8 protein-coding genes are annotated in these 8,858 nt (G+C 72.0%); 1 reads left to right on the top strand and 7 read right to left on the bottom strand.

Annotation, left to right across the window (positions count from 1 at the left end; genetic code table 11):
* Positions 1-165 precede the first annotated feature (165 nt).
* A complete protein-coding gene (locus tag HW445_RS10555) occupies positions 166-954 on the bottom strand; it encodes an IclR family transcriptional regulator (protein WP_218956814.1) in 789 nt (262 codons plus the stop codon).
* 196 nt (positions 955-1,150) lie between these two features.
* On the opposite strand from HW445_RS10555, the gene HW445_RS10550 reads away from it, so the two are divergent.
* Complete coding sequence (locus HW445_RS10550) at positions 1,151-2,671, top strand: sodium:solute symporter family protein (protein ID WP_180220768.1); 1,521 nt, start codon at positions 1,151-1,153, stop codon at positions 2,669-2,671.
* 80 nt (positions 2,672-2,751) lie between these two features.
* Here the strand turns inward: HW445_RS10550 and HW445_RS10545 are convergent, their stop codons facing one another.
* From HW445_RS10545 to HW445_RS10520, 6 genes are all read right to left on the bottom strand, one after another.
* The gene (locus tag HW445_RS10545; RefSeq protein ID WP_180220767.1) at positions 2,752-3,591 is read right to left on the bottom strand and encodes a nucleotidyltransferase domain-containing protein; all 840 of its coding nucleotides are present in this window, start codon (positions 3,589-3,591) and stop codon (positions 2,752-2,754) included.
* Positions 3,592-3,820: 229 nt separating this feature from the next.
* Positions 3,821-4,351: a GNAT family N-acetyltransferase gene (locus HW445_RS10540; RefSeq protein ID WP_180220766.1), complete on the bottom strand. Its 531-nt coding sequence runs from the start codon at positions 4,349-4,351 to the stop codon at positions 3,821-3,823.
* Positions 4,352-4,393: 42 nt separating this feature from the next.
* Positions 4,394-5,569, bottom strand: a complete 1,176-nt coding sequence (locus tag HW445_RS10535) for an acyl-CoA dehydrogenase family protein (protein WP_180220765.1) — start codon at positions 5,567-5,569, stop codon at positions 4,394-4,396.
* A gap of 242 nt (positions 5,570-5,811) precedes the next feature.
* A complete protein-coding gene (locus HW445_RS10530; RefSeq protein ID WP_180220764.1) occupies positions 5,812-6,999 on the bottom strand; it encodes a 4-hydroxybenzoate 3-monooxygenase in 1,188 nt (395 codons plus the stop codon).
* 211 nt (positions 7,000-7,210) lie between these two features.
* The gene (locus HW445_RS10525) at positions 7,211-7,966 is read right to left on the bottom strand and encodes an IclR family transcriptional regulator (RefSeq protein ID WP_180220763.1); all 756 of its coding nucleotides are present in this window, start codon (positions 7,964-7,966) and stop codon (positions 7,211-7,213) included.
* 159 nt (positions 7,967-8,125) lie between these two features.
* Positions 8,126-8,858: ABC transporter permease (locus tag HW445_RS10520; protein WP_180220762.1), on the bottom strand; the 733-nt coding region annotated here is incomplete at its 5' end.

The following is an 8,858-nucleotide window of genomic DNA, read 5'->3' as shown; positions in this document are numbered from 1 at the left end:
CCCGCGGACCCGCGGACCTGGTGGAGCCGAAAGATCCGGCGGCTCCGGCGGACGGCGGCCCCGGCGAGTGGGCGGTACCGGCGGTGGGCGGTACCGAGCCCGGTGGGACCGGCGGGCGAACGGTGCCGGGCCCGCCCGCTGCACCCGTCCGCCCGCCCCGGTGTCTCAGCGGATGCCCTCGCGCCGCAACGTCTGCGCCAGCTCCTCCCGGTGGTGCAGCACCGCTCGGGAGACCCGCTCGATCTCCTGCTCCGAGGCGTGGTCCAGCGGTATCGAGCAACTGATCGCGTCCGTCGCGGGAATGCGGTAGGGCACCGCCGCCGCGACGCAGCACAGCCCCGGCGTGTTCTGCTCGCTCTCCAGCGACCAGCCACGGGCCCGCACGCCGTCCAGCTCGTCCGCCAGTTCGGGCCGCCCGGTCACGGTGAGCGAGGTCAGCGCCTCCAGCGGCTCCGGCAGCAGAGCGTCGACCTCCCGCCCGGTCAGTTCGGCCATCAGCGCCTTGCCCAACGCCGTGGCGTGGGCCGGCAGTTGCCGGCCGACCCGGGAGGTCAGGCGGCGTGAGTCGGTGGCCTCACGGGTCGCCAGGTAGATCACCCGCGCCTCGTCGAGCCGCGCGTAGTGGGTGGTGTACCCGACGTCCGCCCGCAGCCGCTCGATCTGCCGCACGGCGTGCGGCAGCGCCGGGTCGCGGTCCAGGTACGCCGTCCCGCACAGCAGAGCCCGTGGCCCGATCCCGTAGGCCGCCGACTCCCCGCCGTCCTCCGACTCGATCCACTTCAGCCCTGACAGCGTGCGCAGCAACGCGTACAGGCTGGAGCGCGGATACCCCGTCAACTCCTGGAGCCGGCCCAGGGTGAGCCGTTCCGAGGAGGAGGCCAGTGCCTCCATGATCCGCACGGTCCGCTCGGCCGACTTCACCGGGCCCCGCCCGGCCTCTTCCTCCCGCGCCAACGAAACCCTCCGAAACATCGACCGGACGATTGACCGCCCCAATACGCAGCACTAACCTGCACGCGAATTCAAGGCAAGAGTGAAGACGCAGTTTACATACGTGGACTGATGTTCCACCACTTCCCTCCCGCTCGTCGCCGCATCACCCGCTCGCGATCGCACGGAACGTGACGTTCGCCGACATCGAGGAGTTCGTATGGCTTGGCCGGACTGGGCCGCTCTGGGCGGCTATTTCCTGGTGATGCTGCTCATCGGCTTCTGGTCGCACCGGCGGATCACCACCGTCAGCGACTTCTTCACCAGCGGCGGCCGCATGCCCTGGTGGCTGTCCGGCATCTCGCACCACATGTCGGGCTACAGCGCCGCGGTGTTCGTCGCCTACGCCGCGGTCGCCTACAGCTACGGCATCACCATCTACATATGGGCGTTCGTGCCCTTGGCGTTCGCCACCGCCGTCGGCGCCTTCGTCTTCGCGCCCCGCTGGAACCGGCTGCGCATCAAGTACGACGTGGCCTCTCCGCTGGAGTACCTGGCCCGCCGTTACAACGTGCCCACCCAGCAGGCCCTTGCCTGGAGCGGGGCCCTGCTCAAGGTCTTCGACGTGGCCGCCAAGTGGGCCTCGGCGGCCATCCTGCTGAACGTCTTCACCGGCCTCGCCATGCCCGTCGGCATTCTCGTCACCGGTCTGGTGACCCTGGTCTACTGCACCGTCGGCGGCCTGTGGGCGGACGCCCTCACCGACTTCGGCCAGTTCGTCGTCCAGGGCATCGCCGCGCTCACCATGCTCTGGGTCGTCATCGACCAGATCGGCGGCCCGGGGCAGCTCGGCGCCACGCTGGAGAAACTGCCCGACGGCCACACCGAGCCGCTGGTCGGCCCCTACACCGCCGGCTTCCTCACCGCCTACGTCGTCATCAAGCTCTTCGAGTACAACGGCGGCATGTGGAACCTGGCCCAGCGCTACATGGCCACCGACTCCCCACCGGCCGCCAAGCGTTCGGCACTGCTCTCCGCCTCGCTCTACCTCATCTGGCCGGCGATCATCCTCTTCCCGTCCGTCCTCGGCCCCGTGATCATGCCCGGCCTGGAGAAGCCGGAGCAGGTCTACGCGCTGATGGCCCAGGACCTGCTGCCGGTCGGCCTCGTCGGCCTCACCGTGGCGGGCATGTTCTCCCACACGATGGCCATGGCCTCCTCCGACGCCAACGCCATCTCCTCCGTGGTGGTCCGTGACATCCTGCCCGCCGTGAGCAGGCGGGCCCGCGCCTTCGACCCACGGACGGGTCTGCTCGCCGGCCGGATCTGCACCGTCGTCTTCATCGGGGCGAGCATGGTCGTCGCCCTCCAGGCCGAGGCGCTCGGCGGGCCGCTCGGCATCATCGTCGCGCTGGTCGCCGCCGTCATGGGCCCCATCTCCATCCCGATGCTGCTCGGCCTCCTCCCCGCCTTCCGCCGCTGCGGGGCCAAGGCCGCCCTGATCTCCTGGGCCTGCGGACTCGCCGGGTACGTCATCGTGAAGTACGTCATCGAGAGCACCGACCAGACCGCCACGGTCGCCACCCCGCTCCTCACCTCCCTGGTCCTCTTCGTCGGCATCGGCTTCCTCTTCCCGGAGCCCAGCGCCGCCGCCGACGAGATCACCAGGGCGGTCGGATCGGACGACGACGGGCCCGGCCCCGACGCGACCCCCGAACCGCTCGTCCGCACCACGGGCTGAACACCCCCGCCCGCACCGCCTTCGGCCCCGTCCCGGCCGGGGCCACCGGACTCATCCGGTGGCCCCGGCCGGGACGTGTTTCAGCGAAGACCGTCCAGGAGGCCGCCGATCCGATCGTGGAGTGCGTGCGGCACATGGACGCCCCAGCGCCCGGCGGCCTCGGCGGTCAGGTCGCGGCTCCAGCGCCAGCTGTCGCGTGCCGCCCTGCGCACGTCCTCCTCGCGGGCGGCGGCCGTGGTGGAGACGTAGCGACGGCGGTCGGTGTCGGGCAGGTCCTGTTCGAGCGCACGGCTGGGGGTGAGCCAATGCGCCGTGCTGTCGCGCAGCAGACGGCAGAGCTGGAGCTGCTGGGGTGCGACGACGGCGTGCAACAGGTTGTGGGCGCGGGCGATCTCGCCGCGGGCCAGGACGTGGGCGAGCATGAGCGTCCAGTTGGTCAGCTCGTCGGTGAGCCGCTGGGCGGTGGTCACCGGCTCGGGCGGCCGGAAGTCGGCCAGCTCCCGGGCGGCCTTCGTGAGCCGGCCCGTGCGGTCGAGCAGGACGGCGTCGTCGGGGCGCGGCAGGTGCACCATCCCTCGCCAGGTGGGGACTTCGTCGATGCCGGGACCGGCCGGGGTGAGGTGGAACTCGCCACGCATCAGGTCGTCGAAGACGACGGCGAGGATGCCGTACATGTTGGTGTAGGCGAGCTGGAGCGGTGCGAGCTGTGCCAGGAAGCCGGGGCCGTCGAAGTCGGCGAGACGGTCGTCCTGGATGTAGAGGTACGCCTCGATGTCCGAGTGGGCGTCGGCCTCGCCCACCGTCCACGAGCCGTAGAGCAGGACGCCCTCCAGCCGGGTGTCGGCGTGGGCGAGCTGCCGCAGACGTGCGATGCGATCGTCCAGGGCGGAGCGGTCGGAGGGGGCGGAACGGGCGGGCATGGTGTGGTCATGTCTCCTGGGACGGGCGTGCGCACACGCCGACGGGGCCCGGCCCCTGCCGGGCGGATGTCTGTCGGGACCGTCGCGGCCCGTTCAGGAGAAGTTGCCCATGGGCGCGAGTCTAAGGGACAGCTCCGCCGCCGAGTCCGGACCTCCACCGGACCCCGCCGCAGGACGTGCGTTCCGGTCGTGCCTTTGTGGTCGCGCGTCCGTGCGGGTCCGTTCCGGCTCAGCCGTCGTGGTCCGCCGGCAGTGACTTCTCCAGGAGGGTGAACGACTTCGGGGGGCCGCCGGGCTGGGGCTTGCCGTCCTTGCGGCCGACGACCCGGTACCCGTGGCCGAGGTAGTACGAGGTGAGGCGGGCGTTGCCGGCCAGGCAGTCCAGGCGCACCAGGTCCCGCCCGACGGCGGACACCCGTCGCTCCGCGGCCCGGAGCAGGAGCCGCCCCGTCCCCGGCGCGGCGGCGCGGCGGTCGACCATCAGCCGTTGCACGTAACCGGCCACCGGCGGCTGCGGCCCCCACGCCTCCTCGTCCTTCCACCACAGTTCCCACGCCCCCACCAGCCGGTCGCCGGCCGTGGCGAGCCACACCTCGCCGCCACGTGCCGTCACACGGCGGAAGTGCTCCTCGTCGAGCTCGCCCGGCCGCCACTGGCCGGTGATGTCCCGGGAGAGCATCCAGCGGGCGGCGTCGTCACGCAGCCGGACGAGCCCGGCGAGGTCACCGTCGGCCGCGACACGGAACTGGAGATCCTTCACGGCGCGATCCTCGCACGGAGCACGGCACGCGCGGTGGGGGCCTCAGCGGAAGGCGGACTCACCGGTGAGGGCCTTGCCGATGACCAGGGAGTGGACCTCGCTGGTGCCCTCGTAGGTCAGCACCGACTCCAGGTTGTTGGCGTGCCGGAGCACCGGGTACTCCAAGGTGACCCCGTTGGCACCGAGAAGGGTGCGGCACTCACGCGCGATGGCGATGGCCTCACGGACGTTGTTCAGCTTGCCGACGCTGACCTGCTCGGGACGGAGCCGGCCCTCGTCCTTCAGCCGGCCGAGGCGCAGTGCGAGCAGCATGGCCTTGTCGAGCTCCAGCGCCATGTCGGCCAGCTTCTGCTGGGTCAGCTGGTAGGAGGCGAGGGAGCGGCCGAAGACGGTGCGCTCGCGGACGTAGGAGAGGGCGGCCTCCAGACAGTCGCGGGCGGCGCCGACGGCACCGAAGACGATGCCGAAACGAGCCTCGTTGAGGCAGCCGAGCGGACCCGACAGGCCCCGCGCCTGCGGGAGCATCGCCTCGGCCGGCAACCGGACGCCCTCCAGGACCAGTTCACCGGTGACGCTGGCGCGCAGCGAGAGCTTCCGCTTGATCTCGGGGGCGGAGAAGCCCGGGGTGTCCGTGGGGACGACGAAGCCCCGGACACCTTCCTCGGTGCGGGCCCAGACCACGGCGACGTCCGCGACCGAGGCGTTGGTGATCCACATCTTGGTGCCGTCGAGGACCCAGTCCGAGCCGTCCCGCCGGGCCGTGGTGCGCATGGCGCCCGGGTCCGAACCGGCGTCGGGCTCGGTGAGACCGAAGCAACCGATCTTCTCGCCCGCCGCCATGCCGGGAAGCCACTGCTGCTTCTGCTCCTGCGAGCCGTACTTCCGGATCGCGTACATCGCCAGCGACCCCTGCACCGACACCAGGCTCCGCAGCCCCGAGTCGACGGCCTCCAGCTCCAGGCAGGCCAGACCGTAGGAAACGGCGCTGGTACCGGCGCAGCCGTAGCCCTCCAGGTGCATGCCCAGCACACCGAGCTTGCCCAGGGTGCGGGCCAGTTCACGGGCGGGGATCGCGCCCTCCTCGAACCATTCGGCGACGTACGGCCGCAACTCCCGCTCAGCCAGCGCCCGTACGGTCCGCTGGATCTCACGCTCCTCGTCGCTGAGCAGTCCGTCGACGGCGACGAGATCGAAGGGGTGGACGGGCGAGGTGTTCATCTCCGGGCCTCCGTGGGGAACGTGCTCTCGGGACTCCTCCCGGCCCGCCGACGACAGCGGACGGGCCGACGGGGGAGGGGCTGGTGCCTGGTGCGCCGAACACGTTAGCGCCACCGTGCCGCCGCCCCGGCGGGCGGTCGTCGCGTCGGCCTCCCGGCGGACATGCCGGAACGCCTCGGGCGGCGGGCGGGCGGAGAGGACGCGCCCGCCACCGCCGTGCCGACCACCGTCACACGTCGAGGTCACACGTCGAGCGCGGCGGACGGGAGCGGCCAGCCGGTGTACGCCTCGGCGAGGTAGGCGCGGCCGGCCTCCGACTCGACGACCGTGCGCAGCTCGCCGATCTGCCGCATGCGGTCGAAGTCGTCCGTCCCCGGCGCCAGATGCAGCATGCTCGTCATCCACCACGAGAAGTGCTGCGCCTTCCAGACACGTCGCCGGGCGGTCTCCGGGAACGCGTCGAGGGGACCCTCGTCCCGGTCGAGGAGCAGTGCGCGCAGGGCGTCGGTGAGCAGGACGACGTCGGCGACGGCCAGGTTCATGCCCTTGGCGCCGGTCGGGGGCACGGTGTGCGCCGCGTCGCCCACCAGCACCACCCGGCCGCGGCGCGACTCGTGCGCGACGAAACTGCGGAAACGCAGCACGTCGCGCTGGAAGATGGGGCCCTCCTTCAGCGTGGTGCCGGGGACCCGCGACTGCAGGATCTCCCACAGCCGTTCCTCGGTGTACGCCTCGGGGTCCGTCCGCGGGTCGCACTGGAAGTACATGCGCTGCACACCGGGGCTGCGCTGGCTGATCAGGGCGAAACCGTCGGGGGAGTTGCTGTAGATCAGCTCCTCCGCGCTGGGCGGTGCCTCGCACAGGATGCCGAACCAGGCGAAGGGATACTCCCGGAAGTGCCCCCCGCGTGAGCCGCTGACCGCTTCCCGGGCGACGCTCCGCGAGCCGTCCGCGCCCACCACGACGTCGGCCTCGATCTCCACCCGTTTGCCCTCGGCGTCCCGGGCGATCACCCGGGGCCGGTCCGTCCCGGCGTCCTCCACGCGTTCCGCGGTCACCTGGAACCGCAGGTCCTGCCCGGCCGCCAGGCGCGCGGCGACCAGATCCTTCAGCACCTCGTGCTGGGGGTAGAGCCACACCGCGCGGCCGACGGTCTCCGCGAAGTCGATCCGGTGGCCCTCGCCGTCGAACCGGAGCTCGATGCCCTCGTGCTTCTGCCCGACGGTCAGGACGCGGTCGGACGCACCGGTGCGGTCGAGGATCTCCACCGTGCCCTGTTCGAGGATGCCAGCCCGGATGGTGGTCTCGATCTCCTCGCGGCTGCGGGAGTCGACGACGACCGACTCGATGCCGTGCCGGCCGAGCAGGTGGGACAGCAGCAGACCGGCGGGGCCTGCGCCGATGACGGCGACACGGGTACGGACGGGCATCTCGTCTCCTTCGGGGTCGGGGATGGCAGGAGTCTGGCGCGCGGCGGGTCCGTTGACGACCGGGCTTCCCGTTCAACGGGAACCGATCTTCGACCGTCTCCGGGCCCCGTGGACCGCCGTGCCGCCGCCGCGCAGGCCCCGTCGTCCGACGCACGGCGCGCGCGACGGCGTCCACGAGCGGGGGGCGGGGTCCACGGACGGTGCGCGGGGTCTACGGACGGTGCGTGCCGACCGCCGCGGAGATGCCCGCGGCCGCGCTCCGAAGCTCGTCCACGGCCACACGGGTGGGAGTCTCGCGGGGGAGCACGACCGACAGCGCGGCGATCACCCGCCCGCGCCCTTCCCGCACCGGCACGGCCACCCCCGTCGACACGGCCTCGACCGTGCCCGGCGCGACGACGACGCCCTCACGGCGGATGCCGGCCAGGATCCGGCGGAGCGTGACCGGGTCGGTCACGGTCTCCGGCGACACCGCCGCCAGGGGGCCCGCGAGGACACGGTCCTGCAACTCCCGTGGGCCATGGGCGAGCAGGACCAGCCCCGACGACGAGGCGTGCAGGGGCAGCCGGCCGGCGATCCGGGTGATGTTCGCACCCGCCTGCGGATGGGACAGCCGCTCGACGAAGAGGGTCTCGTCGTTCTCCAGCACGGCGAGCTGCGTGTGCTCCCGTACCCGCGCCTGCACCCGCTCCATGAACGGCAGAGCCGCCTGGCGCAGACGCAGGGCGTGCGAACCGCGCAGGGCCAGCTCCCACAGCCGCATGCCCAGGCGCACCCGGTGCTCCTCGTCGCGTTCCAGCAGCCCGCACGCCACGAGGTCGGCCACGATGCGGTGGGCGGTGGACGAGGGCAGCTCCGCGCGCCGCCCGATCTCCGACGCCGTCTGCACCGTGCGGTCGGTGTCGAACGTCTCCAGGACGCGGACGATCCGCTCGGTGACCGCCTCGCCGGAAGGTGAATTCGCCATGGGCCCGTCGTCGCTTTCGTCCCGTGCCGTGTGCCGCACTCGATTCGGCGCACTCCCCGCACACGGTGCCACAACGCGGGCGGCGCACCCCGACCTGGTGTCGGGATGCGCCGCCGGGAAGCCGGCCGGACCGCCGGGCCCTGCCGCGGCTCGGGGGTCCTACTTCGGTTCCTGGTCGAACTTGGCGGTGGACCAGAAGTAGCCGAGGACGGCGAGGCCGGCGGACCAGGCGAGCGCGAGCCAGCCGTGGTGGCCGATCCCGGTGCCGAGGAGCAGCCCGCGCAGGGTCTCGATGGCGGGAGTGAAGGGCTGGTACTCGGCGATCGGCCGGAACCAGCCCGGCATCGAGGCGATGGGCACGAAGGTGCTCGAGATGAGCGGCAGGAAGATCAGCGGCATCGCGTTGTTGCTGGCGGCCTCGGGATTCGGACCGACCAGGCCCATGCCGATCGCGATCCAGGTGAGGGCCAGGGAGAAGACGACCATCAGCCCCACGGCGGCCAGCCACTCCAGCACGGTGGCGTCCACCGACCGGAAGCCGATGGCGACGCCGACGGCCCCGACGAGCAGGACGCTCGCCACGCACTGCAGGACGCTGCCGAGGAGGTGTCCGACCAGCACCGACCCGCGGTGGATGGCCATGGTGCGGAACCGGGAGATGATCCCCTCGGTCATGTCCATGGAGACGGAGACCGCCGTGCCGATCGTGGTGGAGCCTATGGTCATCATCACGATGCCGGGCACCAGGTACGAGATGTACGCGGACCGGTCCGCGCCGCCGCCGGCCATGCCCGCGCTCATGGTCTCGCCGAAGATGTAGACGAAGAGCAGGAGCAGCATCACCGGCGTGAGCAGCAGGTTCAGCGTCATCGACGGGTAGCGGCGGGCGTGG

Origin of the sequence: Streptomyces sp. UH6 (genome assembly GCF_013421635.1) — a bacterium.
Taxonomy (GTDB): domain Bacteria; phylum Actinomycetota; class Actinomycetes; order Streptomycetales; family Streptomycetaceae; genus Streptomyces; species Streptomyces abyssomicinicus.
This window is presented reverse-complemented; position numbering and strand designations above follow the sequence as displayed.

Excerpts from the sequence above, each read along its gene's own strand:
- HW445_RS10525 (WP_180220763.1), bottom strand. The coding sequence starts at position 7,966 with ATGGCGAATTCACCTTCCGGCGAGGCGGTCACCGAGCGGATCGTCCGC.
- HW445_RS10535 (WP_180220765.1), bottom strand. The coding sequence starts at position 5,569 with ATGAACACCTCGCCCGTCCACCCCTTCGATCTCGTCGCCGTCGACGGA.
- HW445_RS10530 (WP_180220764.1), bottom strand. The coding sequence starts at position 6,999 with ATGCCCGTCCGTACCCGTGTCGCCGTCATCGGCGCAGGCCCCGCCGGT.
- HW445_RS10545 (WP_180220767.1), bottom strand. The coding sequence starts at position 3,591 with ATGCCCGCCCGTTCCGCCCCCTCCGACCGCTCCGCCCTGGACGATCGC.
- HW445_RS10550 (WP_180220768.1), top strand. The coding sequence starts at position 1,151 with ATGGCTTGGCCGGACTGGGCCGCTCTGGGCGGCTATTTCCTGGTGATG.